This is a genomic window from Streptosporangium pseudovulgare, assembly GCF_014648055.1.
Taxonomy (GTDB): Bacteria; Actinomycetota; Actinomycetes; order Streptosporangiales; family Streptosporangiaceae; genus Streptosporangium; species Streptosporangium pseudovulgare.
Map to the genome: position 1 here is coordinate 790,641 of NZ_BMQJ01000001.1, position 14,743 is coordinate 805,383.

The following is a 14,743-nucleotide window of genomic DNA, read 5'->3' on the forward strand; positions in this document are numbered from 1 at the left end:
CCGTCCCGGCATCCCCGCCCCGGCCTCCCCACCCCGGCATCCCCCACCGCTCCCCGCACCGGCGGAAGACGGGGACAATTGCCGGGTGCGATTCGGGATTCTGGGGACCACACAGGCGTGGCGGGACGACGAGGGCGAGGTGAACCTCGGGGGGCCGGCCCGGCGGGCGCTGCTGACCCTGCTGCTGGCCCGGCCCGGAGAGGCGGTGGCGGCCGATCGCCTCATCGACGACCTGTACGGCGAGCGGCCGCCGGACGGCGCCGGGCACGCCCTGCAGTCGCAGATCTCCCGGCTGCGCCGGGCCCTGGGCCCCGGCGCGATGATCGAGGCGGCCCCGCCGGGCTACCGGCTCGCGGCCGGCCCCGGCGACGTGGACGCCCACCGCTTCGAACGGCTGGCCGACGAGGGGCGGCGGGCGCTCACGACCGGGGACGCGGCGCGGGCCGCCACGCTGCTGCGCGAGGCCCTGAACCTGTGGCGGGGGCCGGCCCTGGCCGACGCCGCCGCGGCCGGGTCCGTCCAGGCCCTGGTCACGCGGCTGGAGGAGCTCAGGCTGGGCGCGCTGGAGGACCGGGTCGAGGCGGACCTGCGCCTGGGCGGGCACCGCTCCGCCGTACCGGAGCTGCGGGAGCTGGCGGACCGGCATCCGCTGCGGGAGCGGCTGCGCGGCCTGCTCATGCGGGCCCTCGCGGCCGACGGCAGGCAGGCCGAGGCGCTGGTGGCCTTCGAGGAGACCCGGCGGCTGCTGGCCGACGAGCTCGGCGCCGACCCCTCCGCCGGGCTGGCCGCGATCCACCGGTCCATCCTCCGGGGAGAGGCGCCCGCCGTCCCCGGCCCGACCGCACCGTCCGGGGCGTCCGCACCTCCCATGACGGCCATGACGGCCGGGACGCCCGGGATGCCCGGAACGCCCGGGACGCCCGGGATGGATGGGGCGTTCGTGTCTCCCGTGACGGCCGGAGCCCTCGAAGAGACCGGTGTGCCGGGACCGTCCGCCTCGGGCGCGCCTCCCGCGCCGCCCGCGCTCGCCGCGCCGCCCGCGCAGCTGACGAGCTTCGTCGGCCGTACCGGGGACCTCACCGAGATCGCCCGCCTCCTGGACTCCGCGCGCCTGGTCACCCTGCTCGGCCCCGGCGGCGCGGGCAAGACCCGGCTGGCGGTCGAGGCGGTGAGCGGCCGGTCCGGCGTCTGCTTCGTCGAGCTGGCGCCGCTGCGTGACGGCGCGGAGCTGCCGCGGGCCCTGCTCGGCGCGCTCGGCCTGCGCGAGGGCGGGCTGCTCGCCGTACCGGCCGGGACCACTCCCCTGTTCCGGCTGGTCGCGGCGCTGGCCGACCGGCCTCCGCTGCTGGTCCTCGACAACTGCGAGCACGTCGTCGCGGCCGTCGCCGAGCTGGCCGGGCACCTGCTGGCCGCCTGCCCCGGGTTGCGCGTCCTGGCCACCAGCCGCGAACCGCTCGGCATCACCGGCGAGCACCTGTGGCCGGTCCGCCCGCTGGCGCCGGACCAGGCGGCGCGCCTGTTCACCGACCGGGCCTCGGCCGTACGGCCCGGCTTCGCCCGGACCGAAGCCCGGACCGAAGCCGGGAACGAAGCCGGGAACGAAGCCGGAACCGAGGCCGAAACGGAGGCCGTGCGGCGCGTCTGCGCGGCGCTCGACGGCCTGCCGCTGGCGATCGAACTGGCCGCGGCGAGGACCCGCACCCACGACGTGACGGAGATCGCCGCCCGCCTGGACGACCGGTTCCGCCTGCTGTCGCGCGGCAGCCGCGTGGCCGACGCCAGGCACCGGACGCTGCGCGCGGTCGTGGCGTGGAGCTGGGACCTGCTGAGCGAGGAGGAGCGGGTCGTGGCCAGGCGGCTGACGGTCTTCTCCGGCGGCGCGACCGCCGGGGCCGCGGGGCGCGTCTGCGGGATCGAGGACGCCGAGGACGTGCTCGACTCATTGGCCGACAAGTCCTTCGTGGAGTTCGGCGGCGGGCGCTACCGCATGCTGGAGACGATCCGCGCCTACTGCGCCGAACGGCTGGAGGAGGCCGGGGAGGCCGGCGCCGTACGGCGGGCGCACGCCGGCCACTTCCTGGATCTGGTCAGGGACGCCGCGCCCGGCCTGCTGCGCGCCGGGCAGCTCCGCCGGCTGGAGGTCCTCACCGCCGAGCACGAGAACCTCCACGCGGCACTGCGCTGGGCCGTCGAGGCCGGGGAGACCGGGACCGGCCTGGGCCTGCTGGGGGCCATGTCGGGCTATCTGTGGATGCGCGGCATGCGTTCCTCGGTGACGGCACAGGCCGTCGCGCTGCTGGAGGAGATCGGCCCCGACCCCGACCCGGCGTTCGGGGACGACTACGTCATGTGCGCGCTCACCGCCGCGGCCGGCGAGGCCGGCAGGCGGGCGTGGGAGCGTCACCGGGGGGCCGCGGAGGCGATCGTCCTGCGCCCGGACCGGCCTCGGCGCAATCCGCTCACCGCGTTCCTGTGGCCGATGCTCAACAGCGGCGGGTCCGGTGAGGACGTGGAGGTCGCCCTCGCGGTGATCACACGCGGGCGGATCTCCCCCGACCCGTGGGAGCGGGCGGCCGCCTGCCTGGTCTGGGGCTACCCGCAGCTGGCGAGCGGTGACTTCGCCCAGGCCGAGCGGGAGTTCACCGCCGCCGCCGACGCCTTCCGGGCGCTCGGCGACCGCTGGGGGACGGCGCTGGCCCTGGACGCGCTGGCGGGGCTGGCCGGATGGTGCGACGACCCGGCGCGGGCGATCGCGCTGACCGACGAGGCGCTGACCCTCACCGAGGAGCTGGGGGCGGACGAGGACAGTTCGGACCTGCTGTGCAACCGGGGCGACCACCGGGTCCGCCTGGCTCACCTCGTCGGGGCGCGCGCCGACTACGCGCGGGCCGCCGGGCTGGCGCGCCGCGCGGGCAGCCCCACCTGCCTGGCCGCCGCGCTGCGCGGCCTCGGTGACATCGCCCGGCTGGAAGGAGACCTGACCGGGGCGCGGAGGCTGTACGAGGAGGCGCTGGAGCGTTTCGACCCGCACTGGGTCAGGAGCGTGGGCAACCGCGTGGGCGCCCTCGTCGGGCTCGGCCGGGTCGAGGAGTGCCGGGGCCGGATCGCCGAGGCGCGGGCGCGGTACCGGCAGGCCGTCGAGCTGGCGGTGAGATCGGGGCCGCTTCCCGACGGCGCCCGGGCGGTGGAGTACCTCGCCGGGACCGCGCTGGCCGAGGGCGACGCCGCCTCGGCGGCCCGGCTGCTCGGCGCGGCCACCGCGCTGCGCGGCGTCACGGCCACCGGGGACCCGGACGCGGCCCGGACGGCATCCGCCGCGCGGGACGCGCTGGGTGAGCGGGCGTACGAGGCGGCCCGCCGCGAGGGGCTGCGGCTGACCCCGGAGGAGGCGCTGCGCCTGGCCGGGGTGTCCGAGCACGTCATCCGTTCCTCGCCGGCCCTCGGCTTCGCCGCCGAGGGCTGAGAGCGCGGGACGCGCCGGAACGGCGGGCGGACGGCGGGCGGAAGGCGGGGTGACGGCCGGTGGAGCGGCGGGGGCACCGGCGGGTGGCGACCGGCGGCGGGCGCCGGTGAACCGTCGGCGAACCGGCCAGTGGACCTCCGGTGAGCGGCCGGTGAGGCGCGGCGGGAGGCGGTGAGGCGGGGGTGAGGGCGCGGTGAGCGCCCCCGGACAGGCTCGCCGTCATGAACACCACTTCGCGGCCCGAGAACAAGCCCGAGAACAAGCCCAGGAACAAGAACGTCCTGATCTCCGGCGCGAGCGTCGCCGGCCCCGCCCTCGCCTACTGGCTGCGCCGTCACGGCTTCACCCCCACCGTGGTGGAGCGGGCGCCCGCGCTGCGCGACGGCGGCTACGCGGTCGACTTCCGCGGCCAGGCCCACCTGACCGTCCTGGAGCGGATGGGCATCCTGGACGACGTCCGGCGCGCCCGGACGGGCATGGGCGCGATGTGGTACGTCAACGAGTCCGGGAAGAAGCTGGCCGCGATGCCCGCCGACCTCTTCAGCGGCGACATCGAGATCCTCCGCGGCGACCTGGCCCGCATCCTGTACGAGGCGACCCGGGACGACGTCGAGTACGTCTTCGGCGACTCCATAGCCGCCATGACGGAGGACGACCACGGCGTCGAGGTCACCTTCGAGCGGGGCGCTCCCCGCAGGTTCGACCTCGTGGTGGGCGCCGACGGCCTGCACTCGACGGTGCGCTCACTGGCCTTCGGCCCGGAGTCCCGGTACGTGAAGGACCTGGGGCTGCACTGCGCGGTCTTCACCACCGACAACTTCCTCGGACTCGACCACACCGGGCACCTGTACAATACCCCCGGCAGGCTCGTCGGCCTCTACAGCTCCCGGAACAACACCGAGGCCAAGGCCGTGTTCTACTTCGGCTCGCCGGAGCGGCCCTACGACCGCCACGACACCGGGCAGCAGAAGAAGATCCTCGCCGAGACGTTCGCCGGGGTCGGCTGGGAGACCCCGCGGCTGCTGCAGGCGATGTGGGACGCGCCCGACTTCTACTTCGACTCCATCAGCCAGGTCCGCATGGACGGCTGGTCGCGCGGCCGGGCCGTACTGCTCGGCGACGCCGCCGCCTCCCCCTCGCCGCTGTCGGGCATGGGCACCGGCCTGGCCATGGTGGGGGCGTACGTCCTGGCCGGGGAGCTGGCGGCGGCCGGCGGCGACCACCGTACGGCGTTCGCCCGCTACGAGGCGGAGATGCGCGGCTACGCCGACGGCTGCCAGAAAGGGGCCGAGGGGACCGCGAAGGTGATGGTCCCGGAGAACCGCTTCGTCGCCTGGTTCATGAACCAGAACTACCGGCTGCTGCCGTACGTGCCGTGGAAGGGGATGATCGCCAGGGGGGTCCGCAGGACGGCTGAGGCGATCACCTTGAAAAACTACGGCCTCTGACCCGGCGTCACCCTGGGTACCACAGCACCATGGAGCGAACGGCACGATCCGGTGGTCCCGGTCTCCGCACTGCCGGGGGCCGGGGCGCGGAAAGCCGATGATCGCGGTCATCCTGGCCCTGTGCGCCGCCGCGTGCAACGCCACCGCGTCGGTGCTGCAGCGCAAGGCGGCACGCGCCCTCCCGGAGAGCGGGGTGTCCGGCCTCACGCTGGCCTGGCGGCTGGTGCGGACCCCGGTGTGGCTGGGCGGCATCGGCGCGCTCATCGGAGGCTTCCTCTTCCAGGCCGCGGCACTGGACACCGGCGGCCTCACGCTCGTGCAACCCCTCCTCATCACCGAGCTGCCCTTCACGATCGCCCTCGCCGCGAAGGTCTTCGACATCCGGCCGAACCTGGAGACGTGGCTGGCCATCGGCTCCCTGACCGGAGGACTCGCCCTCCTGCTGGCGGCCGCCTCCCCCTCACCCGGGCGGAGCTATCCCGACCCGGACGAATGGCTGATCACCGTCACGGTGACGGTCTGCGTGGCGGGGGGCCTCATCGCGGTGGCGAAGGCCTCCCGCGGACACCTCCGCGCGGCCCTGCTCGGCACCGCCTCCGCCCTGGGATTCGCCTTCACCGCCACGCTGATGAAGGAGGCCACCCATGTCCTCTCCACGGAGGGGACCGGGGTGCTGACCACCTGGTCGCCGTACGCCATGGCCGCGGCCGGCCTGGTGAGCGTGGTGCTCCTGCAGGAGGCGCTGCGAAGCGGAAGCCTGGTGGTCGTGCAGCCGGCGCTCAGCGTCGTCGATCCGGTGATCAGCATCGTGTACGGCGTCGTGCTGTTCGACGAGACGATCCGGCTGGGTCCGTGGGTCGTGGCGGAGCTGGCCGGTCTGGGACTGATCCTCTACGGCACCGTACGGCTGGCCCGCTCGCGGTTCATCCAAGGATGAGCCGCGGCACCGGCGACCAGCGAACGATGACCGGTGACCGGCGACCGGCGAACGGCGAACGGCGGTCGCCGGTCGCCCGGCATCGGCTCCCCGGGGCGGCGCGCCGGTCAGCGTCCCGGAACGGGAGGATCCGCGAGGCCGAAGAACGACTCGACGGGCGGCGCGGCGAACAGCGCCGCCGCCCGGGCCGCCCACCGGTCGCGTTCCCCGTCGCGCCCCAGCCGGTCCAGCACGGCGGGCAGCTCCCCGGGGCCGGGGACGTACACGCTCAGCCCGGCTCGCGCCATGGCCAGGACGCCGTCCCTGCCGTGCCCGGGGATCGGCCGGCAGGAGACGACCGGCACCCCGGCCGCCATCGCCTCCCGGCACGTCAGGCCCGCCGCGTTGTCCACCAGCGCGTAGGCGGCGGCCATCAGCCCCGGCATGTCGTCGCACCAGCCGAGGGCGATCGCGGTGCGTGCCAGGCGGCGGCGCAGCTCCCGGTTGCGCCCGCACAGCACGACGGGCACGTACCGTCCCGAACCCGCCAGGACTCCGGCCGTCTCCTCCACCTCCCCCACGCCCCACGAGCCCGCCGAGACCAGGACCAGCCGCTCCTCCGCCCGCACGCCGGGCGGGAGCCACGCCGGACCGGAACCGGAACCGGTGCCGGGGGCCGAGCCGGGGCCGGGGCCGGAACCGGGGGTGAAGCCGGTGTCAGGGCCGGCGCCGGGGCCGGGGCGGTGGAACCCCGGGCGTACGACGGGGGCGTGGCAGGCGGCCGGGCGGCCGGTGGCGGCCCGCACGGCGCGCGCGGTCGCCCGGTCCGGGCACAGGTAGCGGTCGTTGCCCGGGTGCAGCCAGAGGCGGTGCGCCGCGAAGTCGGTCAGCAGGACCGTGCTGTGCGCCCGCAGGAGGCCGCGCCGCCGCAGGTGCCCGGCCGCCTGCGCGGCCAGATGGAAGGTCGAGACGACCTCGGACGGCGGTCTGCGGCGTACCAGCCGGCGCAGCCCGGCCGCGGCCAGGAGCGTCAGCGGCGACACCGGGGACGTCCGGCCCGGCGCGGGCACCGCACCTGGTCCGCCCCCGCCCTCCGCCCGCTCGGGTTCCCCGTCCGCGCCGAGCCATCCGTCCACGCCGAGCCGCCCGTCCGCCTCAGGCGTCCCGTCCGCCTCGGACGTCCCGTTCCGTACGGGCGTCCGGCCGGGTGTGAAGAAGACCCGGTAGATCAGCGCGTACATCCAGGGGGCCGAGCGCATCATCCAGCCGTACCACCGGCGCAGTCCCGCCCCCAGCCGGAGCGGCAGCAGCTCCAGCACGTCGGCCACCTCGGCGTCGACGCCCCCGGCCGACAGCCGCCTGGCCAGCTCCGCCGCGACCGCGTCGTGCCCGGCGCCCATGCTCGCGCTGAGGATCAGCACCGTGCGCCGCGTTGGCATCGCGTCCCCTCTCGCGCAGACTCTGAAGGGTGAGACGTTCCGCGCCGGTCCCGGCCGGCTCCGGTGAACCGGGTCGCGGGAGGACGGGCCTCGGGAAGGCGGGCCGTGCCGCGCCGGCCGCGCACACGCCCGGGGCGGCGGGCCGGGCCGCGCTGGCGGTCGCGGGCCTGGCGCTGCTCCACGCGGGACCGGCGGCGACCTGGCTGCCCGCCGTACGGCGCCTGCTGCCCGGACTGGCCGGGGCGGGGGCGGCCGACCACGTCGCCCTGACCTTCGACGACGGGCCCGACCCGCGCTCCACCCCGCGTTTCCTCGACGAGCTGGCGCGGCTCGGCTGCCGGGCCACGTTCTTCGTGCTCGGCGAGATGCTCGAACGCCATCCCGCGCTGGGCCGGCGCGTCGTCGCCGACGGCCACGAGATCGCGGTGCACGGCTGGCACCACGGCAACGCCCTCGCCGCCCCGCCGGGCCGGACGGCGGCCGAGATCGGCGGGGCGGCCCGGCTGGTGGCGGACGTCACCGGCGTCCGCCCCGCCTGGTACCGGCCGCCCTACGGCGTGCTCAGCGCCGAGGCCCTGGTCGCCGCGCGGGTCCTGGGCCTGCGCCCGGTGCTGTGGACCGCCTGGGGTCGCGACTGGACCCGGTCGGCGACGCCGTCCTCCGTGCTGTCGGCCCTGGCCCCCGGCCTGCGCGGCGGGGCCACGCTCCTGCTGCACGACTCCGACCACACCTCCGCTCCCGGGTCCTGGCGCTCGGGGCTCGGCGCCCTGCCGGAGCTGGTGGGGCGCTGCCGCTCCGCGGGCCTGCGGGTCGGGCCGCTGCGGGACCACGGCGTCAGCGACTTCGGCGGTTCCAGCGGCTTCGGCGGCACTGCCCGCTGCCATCCGATCCTCCACGACGCCCCCGAGACCGCCGCGCCGGGAAACACGGGCGACGCGGAAAACACCCCGGGCACCCTGGAACGGCTTTCATGACAATCCACTACCTACCACCCGGAAGGAAAAGCCCGGCGCTTTCCAATGACTAGGTAAGGGCAAAACATCAAACGCTCTCCCACCTCATTTCCGGTAAACATCAATGGGCCGCAAGCCCATGTTTGCCCTGCACGACGAGGGACATCCTCTGTTCATGCATTCGGGGGAGGGCGATGCGGCGGGCGTCACGCCCAAAGCACACGGGGAGAATTTCCCGGTGGCCGCACTGGTACTGCCGCGCGATATCCGCCGTCACCTCCTTTCGGTGTACGGCTTCGCGCGGTTCGTCGACGACGTCGGTGACGAGGGCCGCGTCCGCGACCCGCTGCGGCTGCTCGACGACGTCGACGCCGACCTCGACCTCCTGTACGCCGGGCGGCTCCCCCGCCTGCCGGTCGTCCGCGCCCTGACACCGGTCGTCGAGACCCGCGCCGTCCCCGCCGAGCCGTTCCACCGGCTGGTCGAGGCCAACCGGCGCGACCAGACCGTCGGCCGGTACGGCACCTTCGAGGACCTGCTGGCCTACTGCGAGCTGTCGGCGAACCCCGTCGGCCACATCGTGCTGCACGTCTTCGGCCTGGCGACCGCCGGGCGGATGGCCCTGTCCGACCGCGTCTGCACGGCGCTGCAGATCGTCGAGCACTGCCAGGACGTGGGTGAGGACCACGCGCGGGGCCGCGTCTACCTCCCCGAGGAGGACCTGCGCCGGTTCGGCTGCGGTGAGCGCGACCTCGCCGGGGGGACCACCCCGGCGAGGTTGCGCGACGTCGTCGCCCTCCAGACGACGCGGGCCGAGCGGCTGCTCGACGAGGGGGAACCGCTCGTCTCCTCGGTGGGAGGCGCCGCCCGCGTCGCCGTGGCGGGTTACGTCGCGGGCGGCAGGGCCACCGTCGCGGCGCTGAGACGGGCCGGTCACGACGTCGTCGGGCGGGCCGTGCGCCCGCACCGCGTCCGGCTTCTCTCGACGTGGCTGGGCGTCCTGGCACGAGGCACACGAGGGGGGAACGGCCGTGGACGTCTCTGACGCCTACCGGCACTGCGAGCAGGTCGTCAGCCGGGAGGCGCGCAACTTCTTCTACGGCATGCGGCTGCTGCCGCCGCCCAAGCGCCGCGCGCTCAGCGCCGTCTACGCGTTCGCCCGCCGGATCGACGACATCGCCGACGGGGACGAGCCTGCCGATCGGCGTCTCGCGCGGCTGCGCGAGGCGCGGGCGGCACTGGACACGGTGTGCTCCGGGGTGCCGGAGCCCTACGGCCTGCGCGAGCCCACCGGGGTGCCGGAGCCCGCCGGAGTACCTGAGCGCACCGGCGCGCGGGAACCCTCCGGAACCCGGGACGGCTCCGGGGCGCCGGAGCCGTCCGGCGTCCGCGCCGCGCCCGGCTGGCCGCCGCCCGGCCCCGAGGACCCGGTGCTGGTCGCGCTGCGTCACGCCGCCCTGTGCCATCCCATCCCCCTGCGGGCGTTCGGGGAGCTGATCGACGGGTGCGCCGCGGACGTGCGGGGGACGGGTTACGCGCGGTTCGAGGAGCTGCTGGCGTACTGCCGGTGCGTCGCCGGGTCGATCGGGCGGCTGTCGCTCGGCGTCTTCGGCGTCCAGGGCGACCGGGACGTCCGCGAGGCCGAGCCGCTGGCCGACGCGCTGGGGGTGGCGCTGCAGATCACGAACATCCTCAGGGACGTGCGCGAGGACCGGCTGGCCGGGCGGATCTACCTTCCCGCCGAGGACCTCGACCGGTTCGGGTGCACCCTGGACGTCGACTCATCCGGCGGGCTCACCGACCCGCCGGACCGGCTCGCAGCCCTGGTGCGGTTCGAGGCCGACCGGGCGCGCGGCTGGTTCGCCGAGGGCATGCGCCTGCTGACCGTACTGGACGGGCGCAGCGCGGCGTGCACGGCGGCGATGGCCGGCATCTACCGGTGCCTGCTCGGCGGGATCGCGGCGGACCCCGCCGGGGCGCTGGCCACGCGGCTGTCGCTGCCCCCGTGGCGGAAGGCGATGGTGGCGGTGGGCGCGCTCGCGGGGACGGTCCGATGAGGGGCGGCGGCACGGCGCCGGGCGGTCCGGCGGGGAGCGGTCAGGACGGTCCTGTGGAGAGCACGCCGGACGGTCCCGGTGGAGGCACCCCGGACGGCCCGGCGTGGGACCCTCCGGCGGGGAGCGTCCCGGCCCGGGACGGCGCTCCGGTCGTGGTCGTCGGCGGCGGCCTGGCGGGCATCGCCGCCGCCGTCGCGCTCGGGGAGGCCGGTCACCGCGTGACCCTGTTCGAGGCCCGGCCGAGGCTGGGCGGCGCGACCCACTCCTTCAACCGCGGCGGCCTGACGGTCGACAACGGCCAGCACGTGTTCCTGCGCTGCTGCACGGCCTACCGGGGTCTGCTCGACCGGCTCGGCCGCACCGGGCTGGTGCACCTGCAGGACCGGTTCGACGTGCCGGTGCTCACCCCCTGGGGGCGGTCCGGGCGGCTGCGGCGCACGGCCCTGCCGGGGCCGTTCCACCTGCTGCCGGCGCTGGCGCGGTACCCGCTGCTGGGACCGGCCGACCGGCTGCGCGCGATGCGGGCCTCGCTGGCCCTGCGCCGGCTCGACCCGGCGGACCCCGCGCTGGACCGGATCGACCTCGGGAGCTGGCTGGCCGCCCACGGGCAGAGCGACGCCGCGCTGCGGGCGCTGTGGGAGCTGTTCGCGATGGCGGCGCTGAACGCCGCCGTCGAGGACGTGGCCCTGGGCCCGGCCGTGATGGTCTTCAGGACGGCGCTGTTCGGCCGGGCGGACGCGGCCGACATCGGGCTGCCCGCCGTACCCCTGGGCGAGCTGCACGGCGCCGCGGCGCGGGCCGCCGTCGAGCGGCTCGGCGGCGCGGTTCACCTGTCGTCGAAGGTCACCGCCGTCGGGCCCGGCCCGGCGGTCACCGTGGGCGGCGGCCGGGTCGAGGCGTCCGCCGTCATCGTGGCCACGCCGCACGAGCAGGCCGCGGCGTTGCTCCCCGAGGACGCCGTGCCCGGCGTCCGGCGCTGGAGCGGCCTGGACGCGAGCCCGATCGTCAACGTGCACGTCGTCTACGACCGGCGGGTCACCGAGACGCCGTTCGCGGCGGTCGTGGGCTCTCCCGTGCAGTGGGTCTTCGACCGGTCGCGGGTGGCGGGGCTGGAACGCGGCCAGTACCTCGCCGTGTCGGTCTCGGCGGCGGACCGCTGGATCGACACGCCCACCGCGCTGCTGCGGGCCGTGTTCGAGCCCGCCCTGGAACGGATCTTCCCCGCCGCCCGGCGGGCCGAGGTCGTCGACTTCTTCGTCACCAGGGAGCGTCGCGCCACCTTCCGCCAGGGTCCCGGCAGCGGCGCGCTCCGTCCCGGAGCCGCCACCCGGTGGCCCGGGGTCTTCCTCGCCGGCGCGTGGACCGACACGGGCTGGCCCGACACCATGGAGGCCGCCGTGCGCAGCGGGCTCTGCGCGGCCCGCCTGGCCGGACGCCACCTCGGCGGGCCGGCGGCCCGGCCTCCCCGGACGTCCCACCACCGGGAGGCACTGACATGACCACCGAGACCGCCGGGGACACCGGAGAGGCCACCGCGACCGACGGAACCACCGGGGTCTCCGGGATCGCCGGGATCGCCGGGATCGCCGGGATCGCCGAGATCACAGCGATCACAGCGATCACCACGGCCGCCCCGGCCACCCCGGCCGCCGGAACCGCCGTGCCCCTCGCCACCCCGGTGATCGCCGCGTCGGCCGTGACCGTCGCGCCGGCCGGGATGACCGGCCTGGCCGGACGCGCCGCGCTCGCCCTGGACGCGGCGTGCGAGCACCTGCTCGGCCTGCAGTCCCCCGAGGGGTGGTGGAAGGGCGAGCTGCAGACCAACGTGACCATGGACGCCGAGGACCTGCTGCTGCGGGAGTTCCTCGGCATCCGCACCGAGGAGGACACCGCCGCGTCGGCCCGGTGGATCCGCTCCGAGCAGCGCGGCGACGGGACGTGGGCCACCTTCCACGACGGGCCCGGCGACCTGTCCACCACGGTGGAGGCGTACACGGCGCTGCGACTCGCCGGCGACCCGCCCGATGCCGCCCACATGCGGGCCGCGGCCGGTTTCGTCCGGGACATGGGAGGCGTCGAGGCGGCCCGGGTGTTCACCCGGATCTGGCTGGCGCTGTTCGGGCGGTGGCCGTGGGAGCGGCTTCCGGCGCTCCCCCCGGAGATGATCTTCCTGCCGCCGTGGTTCCCGCTCAACGTCTACGACTGGGCCTGCTGGGCCCGGCAGACGGTCGTGCCGCTCACCGTCGTGGCCGCCCACCGGCCCGTGCGGCCGCTCCCGTTCGACCTGGGCGAGCTGCGCACCGGCCGCCATCCCGGCGGGCGGCCCCGCCCCGGATGGGAGGCGGCGTTCACCACCCTCGACCGGGTCCTGCGCCGGTACGAGCGGCGGCCCGTCCCGGGCCTGCGGCGGGCCGCGCTGCGCCGCGCCGCCGAGTGGATCGTCGCGCGGCAGGAGGCCGACGGGTCGTGGGGCGGCATCCAGCCGCCCTGGGTGTACTCGCTGATCGCCCTTCACCTCCAGGGCTACCACCTCGACCACCCGGTGATGCGGAAGGGCGTGGGGGCGCTCGACCGCTTCACGATCAGGGACGGCGGGACCCGCAGGCTGGAGGCGTGCCAGTCCCCGGTGTGGGACACCGTGCTCGCGGTCAACGGCCTGCTGGACGCGGGCCTGCCCGGCGACCACCCGGCCCTGCTGCGGGCCGCCGGCTGGGTGCTCGCCGAGGAGATCCGCGGGCCGGGCGACTGGTCGGTGCGACGGCCGGACCTGCCGCCCGGCGGGTGGGCGTTCGAGTTCGACAACGACGGCTACCCCGACATCGACGACACCGCCGAGGCGGTCCTCGCCCTGCGCCGGGTGCGCCACCCGGGGGTACGGCCGGCCGTCGACCGGGCGGTGCGCTGGATGACCGGCATGGCCTCCCGCGACGGCGGCTACGGCGCCTTCGACGCCGACAACACCCGCGTGCTGTGCACGAAGCTGCCGTTCTGCGACTTCGGCGAGGTCATCGACCCGCCGTCCGCCGACGTCACCGCCCACGTCGCCGAGGCGCTCGCCCACGAGGCCCCCGGCTCCCCCGCCCTGCGGCGGGCCGTGGTGTGGCTGCTGCGGGCGCAGGAGGCCGGCGGGTCGTGGTTCGGCCGCTGGGGCGTCAACCACGTCTACGGCACCGGGGCGGTGGTGCCCGCGCTCGTCGCGGCCGGCGTGCGGCCGGACGGCCCCTGGATCCGGCGGGCCGTCGCCTGGCTGGAGCGCCACCAGAACGCCGACGGCGGCTGGGGCGAGGACCTCCGCTCCTACACCGACCCGGCGTGGATCGGGCGCGGCGCGTCCACGCCCTCGCAGACGGCGTGGGCGCTGCTGGCGCTGCTCGCCGCCGGGGAACGCTCGCCGGCGGTGGACCGGGGCGTGGCGTGGCTGGCCGACCACCAGCGGCCGGACGGCACGTGGGACGAGCCGTACTTCACCGGGACCGGCTTCCCCGGCGACTTCTCCATCAACTACCACCTCTACCGGCTCGTCTTCCCGGTCAGCGCGCTCGGCCGCTACCTGGGCCGGGAGCGGCGGGCCGATACGGGAAGCGGCCCCTCCCCGGACAGGGCGGACCGGGAGCGGCGGGCCGGTGCGGGGGGCGGGGAGGTGCCGCCGTGACCGCCCTGCTGGTCTGCACCGCCCTGGGGATCGAGGCGCGGGCCGTACGGCACGGCCTGCCGGCCGGGGACGCGCTGGTGCTCCGCACCGGGATGGGACCGGAGCGGGCCGCGCGGGCGGCGGCGCGGCTGCCGTCCGCGGACGCGCTGGCCGTGGCCGGATTCGGCGGCGCCGTGCGGGAGGACCTGCGTGCGGGCGACGTGCTGGTGGCGACCGAGGTCCGCTTCGGGGAGCGGGCGCTGCCCTGCCCCTGGGCGCCGCTCCTCGCCGCCGAGCTGGCCCGGCACGGCCTGCCGGTGCGGACCGGGCCGCTGGTGACCTGCGGCCACGTGGTGACCGGCGCCGAACGGGGGCTGCTCGCCGAGCGGGGGGCGCTGGCCGTCGACATGGAGACCTGGCCGCTCGCGGAGGCGGCGGGCGGCCTGCCGTTCGCCGCGCTGCGCGTCATCGCCGACACCGCCGACGTCCGGTCGCCGTGGGCGGTCCCGGCGTACGGCGTCGTGGCGTACCGGGTGCTGCGGCGGATCGGCCCGGCGCTGGTCCGCTGGGCGGCACACGCCTCCGGCGCCGACCACACGACGGGCGCCGACCACACGACGGGCGCCGACCGCGCGGCGGACGACGACCACGTGATGGACGACGACCACACGACGGGCGCCGACCGCGCGATGGACGCCGACCGCGCGGCGGACGCCGACCGCGCGGCGGACGACGACCTCGCGACGGGCGCCGGCCGCGGAACAGGACCGGACGCGGACGACGGCTCCGCGCCCCGGAAAGAACGTCCGTTTCCGTCATCCAGGGAGGGGTGATCC

10 protein-coding genes are annotated in these 14,743 nt (G+C 76.4%); 9 read left to right on the forward strand and 1 reads right to left on the reverse strand.

All coding sequences use genetic code 11. The features are described 5' to 3' along the window. Nucleotides 1–85: 85 nt before the first annotated feature. The 3 genes from IEZ10_RS03475 (at nt 86) to IEZ10_RS03485 (ending at nt 5,848) form a co-directional block, all read left to right on the forward strand. A complete protein-coding gene (locus tag IEZ10_RS03475; protein ID WP_189244926.1) occupies nt 86–3,463 on the forward strand; it encodes an AfsR/SARP family transcriptional regulator in 3,378 nt (1,125 codons plus the stop codon). A 221-nt stretch (nt 3,464–3,684) separates the two neighbouring features. After that, nucleotides 3,685–4,911 (forward strand): FAD-dependent monooxygenase, encoded by a 1,227-nt coding sequence (locus IEZ10_RS03480; protein ID WP_189244927.1) that lies wholly within the window; start codon nt 3,685–3,687, stop codon nt 4,909–4,911. A 97-nt stretch (nt 4,912–5,008) separates the two neighbouring features. Continuing rightward, nucleotides 5,009–5,848 carry a DMT family transporter gene (locus tag IEZ10_RS03485; protein ID WP_189244928.1) on the forward strand — a complete coding sequence of 280 codons (840 nt, stop codon included), beginning with the start codon at nt 5,009–5,011 and terminating at the stop codon, nt 5,846–5,848. Between the two features lie 107 nt (nt 5,849–5,955). Here IEZ10_RS03485 and IEZ10_RS39760 read toward each other — a convergent pair whose 3' ends face one another. Continuing rightward, nucleotides 5,956–7,266, reverse strand: a complete 1,311-nt coding sequence (locus IEZ10_RS39760; protein ID WP_268246268.1) for an MGDG synthase family glycosyltransferase — start codon at nt 7,264–7,266, stop codon at nt 5,956–5,958. 29 nt (nt 7,267–7,295) lie between these two features. Here IEZ10_RS39760 and IEZ10_RS03495 point away from each other — a divergent pair, with 29 nt between their 5' ends. The 6 genes from IEZ10_RS03495 to IEZ10_RS03520 all read left to right on the forward strand — a co-directional run bounded on the left by IEZ10_RS03495 (nt 7,296) and on the right by IEZ10_RS03520 (nt 14,740). Continuing rightward, the gene (locus tag IEZ10_RS03495; RefSeq protein ID WP_229810890.1) at nt 7,296–8,240 is read left to right on the forward strand and encodes a polysaccharide deacetylase family protein; all 945 of its coding nucleotides are present in this window, start codon (nt 7,296–7,298) and stop codon (nt 8,238–8,240) included. 154 nt (nt 8,241–8,394) lie between these two features. Beyond that, nucleotides 8,395–9,264, forward strand: coding sequence for a squalene synthase HpnC (gene hpnC, locus IEZ10_RS03500; RefSeq protein WP_189244929.1), 870 nt, complete (start codon nt 8,395–8,397; stop codon nt 9,262–9,264). Beyond that, nucleotides 9,251–10,276, forward strand: coding sequence for a phytoene/squalene synthase family protein (locus IEZ10_RS03505; protein WP_189244930.1), 1,026 nt, complete (start codon nt 9,251–9,253; stop codon nt 10,274–10,276). The genes hpnC and IEZ10_RS03505 overlap by 14 nt, the downstream gene beginning before the upstream one ends. Nucleotides 10,277–10,329: 53 nt before the next feature. Beyond that, a complete protein-coding gene (gene hpnE, locus IEZ10_RS03510; protein ID WP_229810892.1) occupies nt 10,330–11,775 on the forward strand; it encodes a hydroxysqualene dehydroxylase HpnE in 1,446 nt (481 codons plus the stop codon). Further along, entirely contained in the window at nt 11,772–13,928 is a 2,157-nt protein-coding gene (gene shc / locus IEZ10_RS03515) for a squalene--hopene cyclase (RefSeq protein WP_229810893.1), read from the forward strand. The genes hpnE and shc overlap by 4 nt, the downstream gene beginning before the upstream one ends. Beyond that, nucleotides 13,925–14,740, forward strand: a complete 816-nt coding sequence (locus IEZ10_RS03520) for a phosphorylase family protein (protein ID WP_189244932.1) — start codon at nt 13,925–13,927, stop codon at nt 14,738–14,740. The genes shc and IEZ10_RS03520 overlap by 4 nt, the downstream gene beginning before the upstream one ends. Nucleotides 14,741–14,743: the final 3 nt, after the last annotated feature.

Excerpts from the sequence above, each read along its gene's own strand:
- shc (WP_229810893.1), top strand. The coding sequence starts at position 11,772 with ATGACCACCGAGACCGCCGGGGACACCGGAGAGGCCACCGCGACCGAC.
- IEZ10_RS39760 (WP_268246268.1), bottom strand. The coding sequence starts at position 7,266 with ATGCCAACGCGGCGCACGGTGCTGATCCTCAGCGCGAGCATGGGCGCC.
- IEZ10_RS03485 (WP_189244928.1), top strand. The coding sequence starts at position 5,009 with ATGATCGCGGTCATCCTGGCCCTGTGCGCCGCCGCGTGCAACGCCACC.
- IEZ10_RS03480 (WP_189244927.1), top strand. The coding sequence starts at position 3,685 with ATGAACACCACTTCGCGGCCCGAGAACAAGCCCGAGAACAAGCCCAGG.
- hpnC (WP_189244929.1), top strand. The coding sequence starts at position 8,395 with ATGCATTCGGGGGAGGGCGATGCGGCGGGCGTCACGCCCAAAGCACAC.